The 13,988-nt window shown below is 66.9% G+C and carries 12 protein-coding genes; 6 read left to right on the top strand and 6 right to left on the bottom strand.

The features are described from left to right. Nucleotides 1–141: 141 nt before the first annotated feature. The 5 genes from BN1969_RS17810 to BN1969_RS04000 all read right to left on the bottom strand — a co-directional run bounded on the left by BN1969_RS17810 (nt 142) and on the right by BN1969_RS04000 (nt 6,355). Nucleotides 142–843 (bottom strand): hypothetical protein, encoded by a 702-nt coding sequence (locus BN1969_RS17810; RefSeq protein WP_050623126.1) that lies wholly within the window; start codon nt 841–843, stop codon nt 142–144. Nucleotides 844–874: 31 nt separating this feature from the next. Then, nucleotides 875–2,920, bottom strand: a complete 2,046-nt coding sequence (mutL, locus tag BN1969_RS04015) for a DNA mismatch repair endonuclease MutL (protein WP_050623125.1) — start codon at nt 2,918–2,920, stop codon at nt 875–877. Between the two features lie 100 nt (nt 2,921–3,020). Next, entirely contained in the window at nt 3,021–3,146 is a 126-nt protein-coding gene (locus BN1969_RS18825; RefSeq protein WP_272867219.1) for a hypothetical protein, read from the bottom strand. A gap of 252 nt (nt 3,147–3,398) precedes the next feature. Continuing rightward, nucleotides 3,399–6,014, bottom strand: coding sequence for a DNA mismatch repair protein MutS (mutS, locus tag BN1969_RS04005; protein ID WP_050623123.1), 2,616 nt, complete (start codon nt 6,012–6,014; stop codon nt 3,399–3,401). A 116-nt stretch (nt 6,015–6,130) separates the two neighbouring features. Beyond that, on the bottom strand, nt 6,131–6,355 hold the full coding sequence (locus tag BN1969_RS04000; protein ID WP_050623122.1) for a helix-turn-helix domain-containing protein: 225 nt from the start codon (nt 6,353–6,355) through the stop codon (nt 6,131–6,133). A gap of 81 nt (nt 6,356–6,436) precedes the next feature. On the opposite strand from BN1969_RS04000, the gene BN1969_RS03995 reads away from it, so the two are divergent. Beyond that, nucleotides 6,437–6,712, top strand: a complete 276-nt coding sequence (locus BN1969_RS03995; protein WP_147576988.1) for a hypothetical protein — start codon at nt 6,437–6,439, stop codon at nt 6,710–6,712. Nucleotides 6,713–6,760: 48 nt separating this feature from the next. Here the strand turns inward: BN1969_RS03995 and miaB are convergent, their stop codons facing one another. Continuing rightward, entirely contained in the window at nt 6,761–8,176 is a 1,416-nt protein-coding gene (miaB, locus tag BN1969_RS03990) for a tRNA (N6-isopentenyl adenosine(37)-C2)-methylthiotransferase MiaB (protein WP_050623120.1), read from the bottom strand. 302 nt (nt 8,177–8,478) lie between these two features. Here miaB and BN1969_RS03985 point away from each other — a divergent pair, with 302 nt between their 5' ends. The 5 genes from BN1969_RS03985 to argB all read left to right on the top strand — a co-directional run bounded on the left by BN1969_RS03985 (nt 8,479) and on the right by argB (nt 13,910). Further along, nucleotides 8,479–9,135 (top strand): alanine racemase, encoded by a 657-nt coding sequence (locus BN1969_RS03985; protein ID WP_242850275.1) that lies wholly within the window; start codon nt 8,479–8,481, stop codon nt 9,133–9,135. 128 nt (nt 9,136–9,263) lie between these two features. Next, a complete protein-coding gene (locus tag BN1969_RS18450) occupies nt 9,264–9,413 on the top strand; it encodes a hypothetical protein (protein ID WP_242850274.1) in 150 nt (49 codons plus the stop codon). Between the two features lie 34 nt (nt 9,414–9,447). Next, complete coding sequence (locus BN1969_RS03980) at nt 9,448–10,665, top strand: carboxylate--amine ligase (protein ID WP_050623119.1); 1,218 nt, start codon at nt 9,448–9,450, stop codon at nt 10,663–10,665. A gap of 18 nt (nt 10,666–10,683) precedes the next feature. Further along, nucleotides 10,684–11,430 (top strand): cysteate racemase, encoded by a 747-nt coding sequence (gene cuyB / locus BN1969_RS03975; RefSeq protein ID WP_050623118.1) that lies wholly within the window; start codon nt 10,684–10,686, stop codon nt 11,428–11,430. Between the two features lie 113 nt (nt 11,431–11,543). Continuing rightward, nucleotides 11,544–13,910, top strand: coding sequence for an acetylglutamate kinase (gene argB, locus BN1969_RS16950; protein ID WP_077138690.1), 2,367 nt, complete (start codon nt 11,544–11,546; stop codon nt 13,908–13,910). Nucleotides 13,911–13,988: the final 78 nt, after the last annotated feature.

Here is a 13,988-nt window from a genome sequence, read left to right as displayed (position 1 = left end):
CCTGCCGGCAAAAAGGCCATACAGGTGTCAAGACACTTGTATGGCCTATTATAGCGGCTCTATCCTGTTTGTCAACGAAAACTTTTCCCTCCGGCAGTCAAGCCCCGCCCGGCCGCAGCTCACCACAGCCGCTCCTTCGAATCATCCCGGCGTCCCCATCCTCCAGGTCAGGGCCGCCCCCCGGGCGGCCTTGGTCAGGCCGATCACCTTTTCCAGCCGGGGAAAGAAGGTATCCTGGGCCAGCTCCGCCAGCTTCTCTTCCTTCTCGGCGCGCTCCTCCTCTGTATCCGTCCAGTCCGGCCCGGTATTCATCGGCTCCGAGTACCAATCTGTGTACATGGAGTCCGGATAGGAGTAACTCTCTACCAGGTGTAGCCCCTCCCGCCCCGGCCCGGGCAGGATGAGCAGGCCGTCCTTGGGGGAGGCAAGCAGGGCATTGCGCAGTTCCAGGTCCCGCAGCACCAGCTTGGTAAAGGACCGGTCCGTGGTGGTGATGGTCCGGCCCCGGGTCACCTCCGGGCAGCCATAGTCCTCGTGGAGGTCCGGTCCGGAGGGCAGCTTCTCCAGTCCCCGGTCCAGGACGCCCAGCACCGTGTTGAGGCCGGTGGACATGGCACTTTTGGGGCGGATGCGCAGCTCATAGTCCCGCTCCAAATGGATCGCCAGCCGGACGCGGATGGAGGTCGTAGTGTACCGGCCATTGCTCTCCCCCACCGTCCGGATGATGAGCGGTTCGTCCCGGTAGCTCAGCACCAGCTCCCCGTCCCAGTCTGCTGCCCGGCTGCCCATAAATACGCCCCCCTTCTCCTTTTGATAGGCGTAAAGCATCTCGTTCCAGCTCATAAGTCCGCTCCTTTCCCGCTCCCGCCGGGTCTCATGCCCGCCGGAACTGCTTCTCCAGGTCCTTTCGGGTCAGCTCGATGGCCACCGGCCGGCCGTGGGGGCAGTATTTGACCTCTCCCCGCATGACGGCTCCCGCCACCTTCTCCAGCTCCTGGGGACTGGTGCGCCAGCCCCCCTTGATGGCCGCCTTGCAGGCCATGGTGTGGAGCAGCTCGTCCCGGGCGGCGGAGGGGTCCGCCCGCCCGGTGGTGAGCAGCCTGCCCCCGATCTCCAGCAGGGTGTCCTCGATGTCCCCCGGGTCCACGTCAAAGGGGGCCTGCCGCACCACCAGCGCCCCCCCGCCGAAGTCCTCAGCGTAGAAGCCGAACTCCTCCAGCAGCGGCAGGTTGGCCAGCAGGGCGGCCCCCTCCTCCGCCGGGGGGTGGAGGGTGACCGGGGTGAGCAGGGTCTGCACCATGGGGGTGTAGCCCTCCGCCTTCATGCGGTCGAAGTTCATCCGCTCGTGGGCGGCGTGCTTGTCGATAAACAGGATGGTGTCCCCCTGTTCCACGATGATGTAGGTGTTCAGCACCTCCCCGGCGATGCGCCAGGGGGCTGCCTCTCCCTCAGGCTCAGGCTCCGCCGGGGCGGAGATCTGGGGCGCGGGCCCCTCCTCCAGGGCCGGAGCCGGGCCCGGGTCTGATGCGGGCGTCTCCGCCGGCGCGGGGGCGGGGCGCTCCGTCCGGGTCCCGGCCAGGAGGTCGAAGTCCTCCGGCGCCATCCGGTCGTGGCAGGTCATCCCGCCCTGGGCTTCACCGGGGCAGGCGGGGGCCGGGGCCTCCCCGGTCTTCCGCTCCCCGGGGGCGGTCATTTCTCCAGAGATCGGGCCCCTGGGGCGGGGAGGCTCCGCCGGGGCGGGCTGGGGTGTGCGCTCCCGCTGCTGGGGCGAGAGGAAAGAGGCGGCGGAGGGCATCCGGGACAGGCCGGGCACCTCCCGACGGCTGTAGGTCACGTCGTGGAGGGGCAGCTCCCCGGCGGACAGCCTGGTCTGGTTGGGGGTCACGGTGTCGTGGGCCCGGGGCTTCTCCAGCGCCACGGCGGGGCGGACATGGTCCCGCTCCAGGGCGGAGAGGACCGCGTGGTACACCGCGCTGAACACCCCCCGCTCGCTGCCGAACTTCACCTCCGTCTTGGCCGGGTGCACATTCACGTCCACCGCGCTGAGCCTGGTGGTCAGATGGAGGACACAGCCGGGAAATTTGCCCACCATCTTCTGGTTCTGGTAGGCCTCCTCCAGGGCGGCCATCATCAGCCGGGACTTCACCTGCCGCCCATTGACGAAGAAGAACTGCCAGTTCCGGCTGGCCCGGCAGCAGGAGGGCTGGGAGACGAAGCCGGACACGGACATGCCCTCGTCCGAGCTGTCCACCTGGGTGAAGCCCAGGGCCAGATCCCGGCCCAGCACCGCGTAGACGGCGGAGCGCAGCTGTCCGTCCCCGGGGGTGGCCAGCTCCTGCTTTCCGTCCCGGAGGAATTTCACCGCCACCTCCGGGTGGGACAGGGCCACCCGCTGGACCACGCCGAAGACGGCGGCCCCCTCGGCGGCGTCCTTTTTCATGAACTTCAGCCGGGCGGGGGTGTTGTAGAACAGGTCCCGCACCACCATGGTGGTGCCCAGGGGGCAGCCCGCCTGCTCCACCGGCCCGGCCACGCCCCCCTCCAGGGACAGGGAGGCCCCCAGCGGGGCATCCTGGATGCGGCTCATCACGTCGATGCGGGAGACGGCGGAAATGGCGGCCAGTGCCTCCCCCCGGAACCCCAGGGTGCCGATGGCCTCCAGGTCATACTCCGTGCGCAGCTTGCTGGTGGCGTGGCGGAGGAAGGCGGTCTTCATCTGGGGGGCCGGGATGCCGCAGCCGTCATCGGTGACCCGGAGGAAAGTGAGGCCGCCGTGGGCGATCTCCACGGTCACCGATCTCGCCCCCGCGTCGATGGCGTTTTCCATCAGCTCCTTGGCCACGCTGGCCGGCCGCTCCACCACCTCGCCGGCGGCGATCAGGTCGGCAACGTGGGGATCTAACACTTGGATCTCAGGCATAGAGCACCTCCAGAAATTCAAAGCTCCGCTCCTGCGGGCCGTTTTTGGTCATAATAGTCAGAATACAGATCCCGGGACGGGGCCGGGCCTCCCCCGCCCCTTATCCCATAAGGTCCAGCCGGACAGAATCCGGGTCCACAAAGGCCCGCCCCGGCCGGTCCGGGTCCAGCCAAACGAGGACCTCCGCCCCCTCCTGGGGCTCCCCCCACAGCAGGCCGGTGGACACGGTATAGTCCCGGCNGGGCCAGGCAGGCCAGGGCGCACCCGCCCCCCGCCGCCAGCAGGGCGGCCCCTATGGGCAGGAAGGCCCAGTCGGGCCCCGCGCCCCTCACCGGGATGTCCCACAGCAGGACGGCCCCGCCGAACAGGAGGAAAAACGCCCCCATCAGTCCCAGCACCCAGGCGCACAGCTCCGCCCGAGAATTTGGACGCCCCATGCCGCTCACCTCCTCTTTCATCCGGGCCTCTCCGCCCCGCCTCAGCTCTCCTGCAGGTCCTGCTTCAGCTCCGCCAGCAGGTTGAGGGCCTCGATGGGGGACAGGATGTTCACATCGGTCATCCGGAGCTTTTTCAGCACCGTCTGGCTGCCCAGGTCCATCAGGGAGACCTGCTCCCCGTCCGCCGGAAGGGCCGGTCCCCCTGCGGGGAGGACGCCGCTCCCCGACTCCAGCTCCTCCAGGATGGTCCGGGCCCGCCGAATGACCCGGTCGGGCACCCCGGCCAGCTTGGCCACCTCGATGCCGTAGCTCTGGTCCGCGCCCCCCCGGACGATCTTCCGCAGGAAGATCAGGTCGTTCCCCCGCTTCTTGGCGGCGATGTTGTAGTTCTTCACCCCGGGGATCTCCCCCTCCAGGGCGGTGAGCTCGTGGTAGTGGGTGGCGAACAGGGTCTTGGCCCCCAGCCGTTTCCGGTCGGCGCAGTACTCCAGCACCGCCCGGGCGATGGCCATGCCGTCATAGGTGGAGGTCCCCCGGCCGATCTCGTCCAGGATGAGCAGGGAGCGGGCGGTGGCGTTCTTCAGCAGTCCGGCCACCTCGTTCATCTCCACCATGAAGGTGGACTGTCCGGAGGAGAGGTCGTCGCTGGCCCCGATGCGGGTGAACACCCGGTCCACCACGCCGATGCGGGCGGAGCGGGCGGGGACGAAGGAGCCCATCTGGGCCATGAGGACGATGAGGGCCACCTGGCGCATGTAGGTGGACTTGCCCGCCATGTTGGGGCCGGTGATGATGGCGCACAGGTCCTCTCCGCTGTCCATGTGGGTGTCGTTGGGGACAAAGGGGGTGCCGGCGGGGAGCACCTTCTCCACCACCGGGTGGCGCCCCTCGGAGATGCTCAGGGAGTCGGAGCCGTCCACCTGGGGCATGCAGTAGCCGTTGACGGCGGCCACCACCGCGAAGGAGGTGAGCACATCCACCTGGGCCACGGCGGCGGCAGCCTTCTGGATCTGGGCCACGTGGGCGCAGGTCTGCTCCTTCAGCTGGCAGAAGAGCTGGTACTCCAGGGCCACCACCTTGTCCTGGGCGGAGAGGATGGTGTGCTCCAGGTCCTTCAGCTCCTGGCTGATGTACCGCTCGGCGTTGACGGTGGTCTGCTTCCGGGCCCAGTCGGGGGGCACCAGCCCGGTCTGGGACTTGGCCACCTCGATGTAGTAGCCGAACACCTTGTTGTAGCTCACCTTCATGTTCTTGATGCCGGTCTGCTCCTTGGTCCGGGTCTCCAGGTCGGCCAGCATCTCTGCCCCGTGGTCGATCACGTTGCGCAGGCGGTCCACCTCCTCGCTGTACCCCGGACGGATGAACTTGCCCTCCCGCACGGAGAAGGGGGGCTCGTCCACCAGGGCGGAGCTGAGCAGCGCCCGCAGCTGGGGCAGGTCGTCCATCTCCCGGCGCAGGGACTGGATCAGGGCGGAGGGGCAGCCCTCCAGCAGCTCCCGCAGCCGGGGCAGCCTGCCCAGTCCGGCGGACAGGGCGGCCAGGTCCCGGCCCCCGGCGGTTCCGTACACCACCCTGCCGATCAGGCGCTCCAGGTCGGTGATCTCCTTCAGGCAGAGCACTACCTCCTCCCGGGTGATGATGTCCTCCACCAGATCGCTCACCGCCTGCTGCCGGCGGTTGATCTGCACCGGGGAGAGGAGGGGGCGCTCCATCCATCCCCGGATCAGCCGCCGCCCCATGGCGGTGCGTGTCTTGTCCAGCACCCACAGCAGGGAGCCCTTCTTCTCCTTGCCCCGCAGGGTCTCGGTGAGCTCCAGGGTCTGCCGGGCGTTCAGGTCCAGCTCCATGAACTGGCCCGCGGTGTAGCAGGTGAGGGCGGCGATGTGGCTCAGGTCGGTCTTCTGGGTCTCGTACAGGTAGGAGAGCAGCCCCCCGGCGCACTGCACGCAGGCCTGGTCCTCCGGGGGCAGGCTGTCCAGCCCGGTGCGGAACTGCTTTTGCACCAGGGGCAGGGCGGCCTCATAGCGGAAGCGGGCCTCCCCCCCGTTCTCACAGCGGCAGTCCAGCCGCTCCCGCAGGAACTGGGGCAGGCCCTCCAGGCTCCAGGCCCCGTCGGAGAGCACCGCCTCCCGGGGAGAGAAGCGGCCCAGCTCGTTTTTCAGGTGGTCCATGGCCTCCGCCCCCGCCGGAAAGGAGGTGACGTAGAACTCGCCGGTGGAGATGTCGCACAGGCACAGCCCCAGCGCCCGGGAGTCGGCGTACACCCCGCCGATGTAGTTGTTTTTCCCCTCCTCCAGCATGGAGGAGTCGATGAGGGTGCCGGGGGTGATGATGCGGATGATGTCCCGGTCCACCAGCCCCTTGGCCTGGGCCGGGTCCTCGGTCTGCTCGCAGATGGCCACCTTGTAGCCCTTGGCGATGAGGCGGGCGATGTAGCTCTCGCAGGAGTGGTAGGGCACGCCGCACATGGGGGTGCGCTCCTCCGGGGGCTTGTTCCGGTCCCGGGTGGTGAGCGTCAGGTCCAGCTCCCGGGAGACCAGCTTGGCGTCCTCGTTGAACATCTCATAAAAATCCCCCAGCCGGAAAAAGAGGATGGAGTCGGGATACCGCTCCTTCATCTCCAGGTATTGGCGCATCATGGGGGTGATCTCAGCCATATCGGCACCGCCTTTCGGTAAAATAAAAGTAAAAAGTGCAAAATCCTGTGGAAAGTGTGGAAAAGTACAACGAAACAGACAGGAGGCGCACTAACCGCCAGCGCGCCTCCCGGGGGTCAGCTCTCCTCCGGCCCCCCCTGGTCGCTCCGTCCCGCCAGGTAGTCCAGGGTGACCCCGTAAAAATCCGCCATCCGGATCAGGGTGGACAGTTGGGGTTCCTGCTGACCGTGTTCATACCTCTGATAGGTGCGGAGGGGCACATCCAGCGCCTTTGCCGCATCTTTCTGCAACAGTTTCTTGGTCTCTTTCAGTTCCTGAAGCCGCGTTGAAAACGTCGCCATTTACACACCTCGTATTGACATGCCATTTTTGGCATGTTATAATCAAAATACGATAACCCGCAGAAGGGAGCGCTATTGTTTATGACTTCTTTTTGGGACCACTTATATCAATACGCCCAGGAACATCTGGTCGTCCGCTATCTCCAGGAGGAGCCCACCGGCTACGGCCGGCTCTCCATCCAGACGGACGCCCGCCGGCGGGGGCTGGAGGACCTGCTGCAGGGCCCCGCCGCCCGCTCCTTCCGCCGCCTCTGGGAGGAGCAGCAGGAGCTGCACAGCCTGGAGGAGCAGGCCCTCTTCCGGGCCGGGCTGTCCATGGGCCTGGCCCTGGGCGGCCGGGTCCGGGACTTGGAGTAGCCCCGCCTCCCGTCCCCCTGCGGGGCCCTTGGGGCGGGGGCTCCCCCCTCACTCCGCCAGCTCCCCGAACAGGGACCAGGTGTTGGCGTCGGTGATCCGCACCTGCCGGAACTGGCCGATCAGCTCCGCCGGGCCGTCCAGCCGCACCAGCCGGTTGCCCGGCGTGCGGGCGGCCAGGGGATACCGGGCGTCCCCGCTGTCCCCGTCGATCAGGCAGCGCAGGGTCTTCCCCACATAGGCCGCGTGCTTCTCCGCGGAGATCTGGTTCTGGAGGTCCACCAGGCGCTGGAAGTTGGCCTGCTTCTGCTGGTGGGGCATGGGGTCGTCCATCTGGGCGGCGGGGGTCCCCACCCGGGGGGAGAAGATAAAGGTGAACAGGGCATCGAACCGCACCTGCTCCAGCAGGGACAGGGTCTCCTCAAACTCCTCCGTGGTCTCCCCGGGAAAGCCCACGATCACGTCGGAGGTGAGCACGATGTCCGGGATGAGCTCCTTCAGCCGCCGCACCTCGGCCAGGTACTGCGCCCGGTCATAGTGGCGGTTCATGGCCCGGAGCACCCGGTCATTGCCCGCCTGGAAGGGCAGGTGGAGCACCGGGGCCACCTTCCCGCACCGGGCCATGGTCTCGAACAGCTTCTGGGTGGCGTCCTTGGGGTGGGAGGTCATAAAGCGGATCAGGAAGTCCCCGGGCACGGCGTTCACCCGCTCCAGCAGGTCTGCGAAGTCCAGGGGCTCCTCCAGGTCCTTGCCGTAGGAGTTCACGTTCTGGCCCAGCAGGGTGATGTCCCGGTACCCCTCCGCCGCCAGCTGCTCCACCTCGGCCAGGATGTCCTCCGGCCTGCGGGAGCGCTCCCGGCCCCGCACATAGGGCACGATGCAGTAGGAGCAGAAGTTGTTGCACCCGTACATGATGGACACCCAGGCCTTTACCCGGTCCTGCCGCACCACCGGGATGCCCTCGGAGATGGAGCCCGCCTCCTCCGCCACCTGGAACACCCGCCCCCGCTGGGTGAGCAGGGTGTGGATGAACTCGGGAAAGCGCCAGAGGGCGTGGGGCCCGAACACCAGGTCCACATGGCGGAAGGACTGCTTGATCTTCTCCGCCACATGGGCCTCCTGGGCCATGCAGCCGCACACGCAGATGATCTGCTCCGGGTGGCGGCGCTTCACGTGGACCAGGGCGCCCAGGTTGCCCAGCACCCGCTGCTCCGCATGCTCCCGGATGGCGCAGGTGTTGAGCACGATGATCTGGGCCTGCTCCTCGTCCTGGGTGAAGCCGTAGCCCATCTCCCGGAGATAGCCCCGGATGCGCTCGGAGTCCGCCTCGTTCTGCTGGCAGCCGTAGGTGTCCACAAAGGCCAGGGGCTGGGCGGGCCGGGCGGCGCTGAGGGCCGCGACCTCCCGGCAGTACTGGAGCTGGCGGGAGATGTCCTCCGGGGAAATTCGGGTGGTCTGCTGTCTCATAGATCGCAACCTCCTGAGGGGGATTTGATGGTCGTCCGGCCCCTCCTGCTGCATGGAGACACCGATCGAATAATCATACCATTTTTCCCGAAAAAGCACAAGGCCGGACTTTTGCTTTTCGCCGCTTTTCCACCCGGTCCCCGCAGGGCGCGGCTCTCCGCCCCTCCCTGGAAAAATGCGGCCCCCTCGCGGTTTTCCGTTGCGTTTCTCTCAAAAGGGTGATAGAATGAATCGTTAAATGGTTACACTGGAGGGAGACGTATCTCTCTCCTTCCCAACAGAGAGAAAAAGGGGGCTGTGCCATGCGGGTGCTGGTCATTGAGAAGGCGGCCGTAAAGCAGAACATCAGGGTGGTGAAGCGCCGTGCCGGAGGGGCCGCCGTCTACGGCGTCCTCTCGGGAGACGCCGGGGGCGCCGGCATCGCCGAGATGGCCGAGCTGCTCCGGGCCGAGGGCATCGGCCGCTTCGCCGTCAGCGAGGCGGAGGAGGCCGAGGCGCTGCGGAAGGCCGGCTTTGTGGACGAGGAGATCCTCATGCTCCGCTCCACCACTGACCGGGAGGTGCTGGAGCGGCTGGTGGACCTGAACGTGGTGTGCACCATCTCCTCCGTGGACACGGGCCTGGCCCTCAACGCCCTGGCGGAGAACCGCTCCACCGTGGCCGAGGCCCACATCCAGGTAGACACCGGCATGGGCTTCGGCGGCTTCCTGGTGGGGGAGCCGGAGAAGATCCTGCTGGCCTACCGCTCCCTGCCCAACGTGGCCCTGTCCGGCATTTACACCCAGATCCACGCCGCCCCAGCCGGCCAGGAGGCGGAGCACCAGCTCCAGCAGTTCCAGCGGGTGCTGGACGCCATCCACGCCGCCGGCTTTGAGACCGGCACCGTCCACGCCGCGGGGTCCTACGCCCTGATGCACTGCGATCTTGCCCGCNGGGGGGGGAAAGGGCCGCCGTTGTGAACGCGCCCGCCGGGGTGGGGGGGGGCCCTGTGGGCTAGCGGCACGGCTTCGGGGGGGAGCGGCCCCGTCCCGCCGGCCTGCTGGGCACCCTGGGCCGCTGGCGGCGGGGCAGGCGGCTTTATGTCCGGGTGAACGGCCAGCGGGCCCGGGTCATCGGCTCTGTGGGCGTGAGCGAGACCCTGGTGGATGTCACCGATCTGAAGTGCTCCGCCGGAGATGTGGTCTCCTTCGACCTGGACCCCATGTACGCCCGGGGCTGTGTCCGCCAGTACCGGTGATCCTCCCTGCGATTTCAAGAAAAAGGTGTTTGCTATGTCCAGAACCGTGTCTTTTCAGCCGCTGCTCTTCGGCGGCGATATCAATGTTTACAGTGTGGCCCGTGCCTTTCACGAGGCCTATGGGGTGAAGAGCGTGGCCTTCGGCAAGTTCCACACCTTCCCCTGTGCCTTCAGCTCCATCATCGACTACCGCACCTGCCCCGACAACGAGGACCCCGCCGTCTTCCTCTCCAATGTAGAGAAGGTGGCCCTGGAGTTCTCCCACAAGACCGTCATCGTCCTGGGCTGCGGGGACAGCTATGTGCAGCTGTGCGCCCACCTGAAGGACCAGTTTCCCCGAAATGTGGTGGCCCCCTACATCGACGGCGCCCTGCTGGACCGCCTCATCAACAAGGAGCACTTCTACGAGCTGTGCGACCAGCACGGCATCGACCACCCGGCCACCTTTATCTACGACGGCTCCATGGGCCACGACTTCACCCTGCCCTTCGGCCCCCCCTATGTGGCCAAGCCGGCCGACAGCGTGGCCTACTGGGAGCACGAATTCGAGGGGGTGAAGAAGGTCTTCATCTGTCAGACCTGGGAGGAGCTGCTCCACGCTCTGGACCTGGTGTACGCCTCCGGCTACCCCGACCATATGGTGATCCAGGAGTTCATCCCCGGAGACGACACCTACATGCGGGTGATGACCAACTACTCCGACCGCAGCGGCCAGGTGAAGCTGATGTGCCTGGGCCATGTGCTGCTGGAGGAGCACTCCCCCCACGGCATCGGCAACCACGCCGTCATCATCACCGAGTACGACGAGGCCCTTTCCCTGAAGATCAAACAGCTGCTGGAGGAGCTGCATTACACCGGCTTCTCCAACTTTGACATCAAGTACGACAGCCGGGACGGCAAGTACAAGCTCTTCGAGATCAACTGCCGCCAGGGGCGCAGCAATTACTACGTCACTGGCGCGGGATACAACATCGCCAAGCTGCTGGTGGAGGACCGGATCGAACACCGGGAGCTGCCCTTCGTCATCACCAAAAACCACGCCCTGTGGCGGATGGTTCCCAAAAAGGTGGCCTTCAAATTCATCCCCAAGGCATATCACCCCCAGATGAAGGCCCTGATCCGGGCGGGGGCGTCCACCCACAGCCTGGAGTACCACCGGGACTATACCCCGGCCCGCATCTGGCGGGTATGGAAGACCCACATCGGCAACATGGTCCGCTTTGACCGCCACAACAAGGTCCCGGAGAACTGAGCAGACTGGAGGGAAGCCATGTCAACTGTCAAGACCCGCGGCGCCAAGGGCGCCAGAGAGCCCCGGGAGCCCAAGCTGGGCGTGCTGGGGGGGATGGGGCCCCAGGCCACCCAGGTGTTCTATCAGTACGTGCTGGACCGGACAGAGGCCTCCTGCGACCAGGAGCATCTGCCCGCCCTGATCCTGTCTGACACCGGGGTCCCGGACCGGACCGCCTCCATCCTCACCGGGAACACCGAGCCTATGTACCAGCGCCTGCTGGCCGACGCCCGCCTGCTGGAGGAGTGCGGCTGCACCGTCATCGCCATCCCCTGCAACACCTCCCACTACTTCGTGGACCGCATCCAGCAGGAGATCGGCATCCCCATCCTCCACATGATCCGGGAGACCGCCCGGACCTTGGTGGCCCAGGGGAAGCGCCGCCCCGCCATCCTTGCCACCGACGGCACCATCCGCACCGGCCTGTATCAGAAGGAGTGCGCCGCCTTCGGCCTGGAGGCCGCCCCTCCGGAGCCCGCTGTCCAGCGGCTGGTCATGTCCATCATCTACGAGGAGATCAAACGGGGGGAGCGGGGCAGCCGGGAGAAATTTGCCCAGATCGACCGCGCTCTGGCCTCCATGGGCTGTGACTGCGCCATTCTGGGCTGCACCGAGCTGTCCGTCTTCCGCAGCTACCACAGCCTGCCCCCCTTCTACGTGGACGCCATGGAGGTGCTGGCCGAGCTGGCCGTCGTCCGCTGCGGCAAACAGCTGCGCACCATCTAAGAAAACATCTCCGGGGCGGTGCCTGCCCACGCCCGCCGTTGGAACGTACTCCGCAAATTGAAAATGGGGGTGGCGCCCCCATCCACACATGACAACACCAGGAGGTTTGCTCTATGGATCTCACGCCCCACACCCTGGGCGAATACTGCGCCCTGCTGGAGCCCCAGCTGGCCGCTCCTCTGCCCGAGGGGCTGGACCTGTCCCAGTCCGTCGCCCTGGTCTCCTGCGACAGCCAGGAGGTGGTCCCCGGCACTCTCTTTCTGTGCAAGGGCGCCCACTTCAAGGAGGCCTATCTGTCCCAGGCCGCCCAGCGGGGCGCGGTGGCCTATGTGAGCCAGACCCCCTACCCTGCCGTGGATCTGCCCTGCATCCTGGTGTCCGACATGCGCCAGGTGATGGCCCCCCTGGCCGACCGGTACTACGGCCATCCCTCCGGGCTCCTGTCGGTCATCGGCATCACCGGCACCAAGGGCAAGTCCTCCACCGCCTATTATCTGAAGTATATCCTGGATGAGTATCTGGCGGAGCAGGGCGGGCCGGAGAGCGGCATCATCTCCTCCATCGACACCTACGACGGCTCGGAGCGCTTCGAGTCCCACCTCACCACGCCGGAGCCCCTGGATCTCCAGCGGCACTTTGCCCACGCGGTGGCGGCCGGCATCCCCTACCTCACCATGGAGGTGTCCAGCCAGGCGCTGAAGTACCACCGCACCCTGTGCACCCGCTTCGCCGCCGCCTGCTTCCTGAACATCGGCCTGGACCACATCTCCCCCATCGAGCACCCCGACTTTGAGGACTACTTCTCCTCCAAGCTGCGGATCTTCGCCCAGGCGGAGGTGGGGTGCGTCAATCTGGACTGCGAACACGCCGGCCGGGTGCTGGCCGCCGCCCAGGCGGGCAGCCGCCAGGTCATCACCTTCTCCCAGAAGGACCCGGAGGCGGACATCTATGCCTCCCAGGTACGCAAGCGGGGCAACGACATCCTGTTCCGGGTGCGTTCCCGCCGCTTTTCCCGGGAGTTCCGGCTGACCATGCCCGGCCTGTTCAACGTGGAGAACGCCCTGGCCGCCATCGCGGTGTGCGAGGGGCTGAACATCCCGGAGCGGGCCGTCTATGTGGGGCTGATGAAGGCCCGGGTCCCCGGCCGCATGGAGGTGTACACCAATGCGGACAGCCACATCGTGGCCATCGTGGACTACGCCCACAACCGCATGTCCTTCGAGACCCTGTTCCGCTCCGTTCAAACGGAGTACCCCGGCCGCCGGGTGGTCACCGTGTTCGGCTGTCCGGGGAAAAAGGCCCTGGACCGCCGGCGGGACCTGGGGGAGATCTCCGGCCGCTGCTCCGACCTGGTGGTGCTGACGGAGGAGGACTCCGGGGAGGAGGACACCCTCTCCATCTGCCGGGAGATCGCCTCCTATGTGGAGGCCCAGGGCTGCGACTACTCCATCGAGCCCAACCGGGGGGAGGCCATCCGCCAGGCGGTGCTGGGCTGCCGGGAGCCCTCCGTCCTCCTCATCACCGGCAAAGGGGCGGAGACCCGCCAGAAGCGGGGCACCGAGTATATCGACACCCCCTCTGACGTGGACTATGTCCAGTCCTTTCTTCAGGAGTACGACGTGCGCCATGGCCTGGACGGCATGGAGAAGGTGCGCTCCCTGCTGTCCATTCTGCCCATCCTCAAGCGGGACGAGGGCCGGACCGTTGTGGTGAAATACGGCGGCTCCGCCCTGGGGGCGGAGGCGGCCACCGACACCACCCTCCAGGACGTGGCCGCCCTGCGCATGGTGGGCGTCCGGGTGGTGCTGGTCCACGGCGGCGGCAAGCACATCACCGCCCTGCTGGACAAGCTCCAGGTGCCCACCCGTTTCGAGAACGGCTACCGCTATACCGACCAGGCGGTGCTGGAGACGGCGGAAATGGCCCTCTCCGCCCAGGTAAACAAGGCCATCGTCTCCCGTCTGAGCCAGCTGGAGGTGTCTGCCGTAGGCCTGTCCGGCAAGGACGGCGGCCTGCTCACCGCTGTGGAGAAGGACCCGGCCCTGGGCCGGGTGGGGTCCATCACCCGGGTGGAGCCCCGTATCCTTCAGACCCTGCTGGACGGGGACTTCCTGCCGGTGGTCTCCCCCATCGCCGCGGGGGAGGACGGCGGCGGCTTCAACTGCAATGCCGACGACGCGGCCCGGGCGGTGGCGGCGGCTCTGGGGGCGGACAAGCTGATCTTCCTCACCGACACCGCCGGGGTGCTTATCGACAGCCACAACAGCAAGACTGCCGTCCCCCACATGGATGTGAAGCGGGCGGAGGAGCTGATCGACACCGGGCTCATTGCCGGAGGCATGGTGCCCAAGGTGCAGGGCTGTATCCAGGCCATCCGCGCCGGGGTGGGCGAGGTGTCCATCCTGGACGGCCGGGTGGAGCACGCCCTGCTGCTGGAGATGCTCAACCAGCGGGTCCAGGGGACCACCATCACCGGCTGACCCCCGTTCAAAAGAAAACGGGGCTGTCTTTTCCGCTTTTTCCACAAGCTGAAACGGCGCCCCCGCCTGTGGCGGGGG

The organism is Clostridium phoceensis, from assembly GCF_001244495.1.
Classification (GTDB): domain Bacteria; phylum Bacillota; class Clostridia; order Oscillospirales; family Oscillospiraceae; genus Lawsonibacter; species Lawsonibacter asaccharolyticus.
Note: the sequence above shows the minus strand (reverse complement) of the source record. Positions and strands in the feature narration are given on the sequence as shown.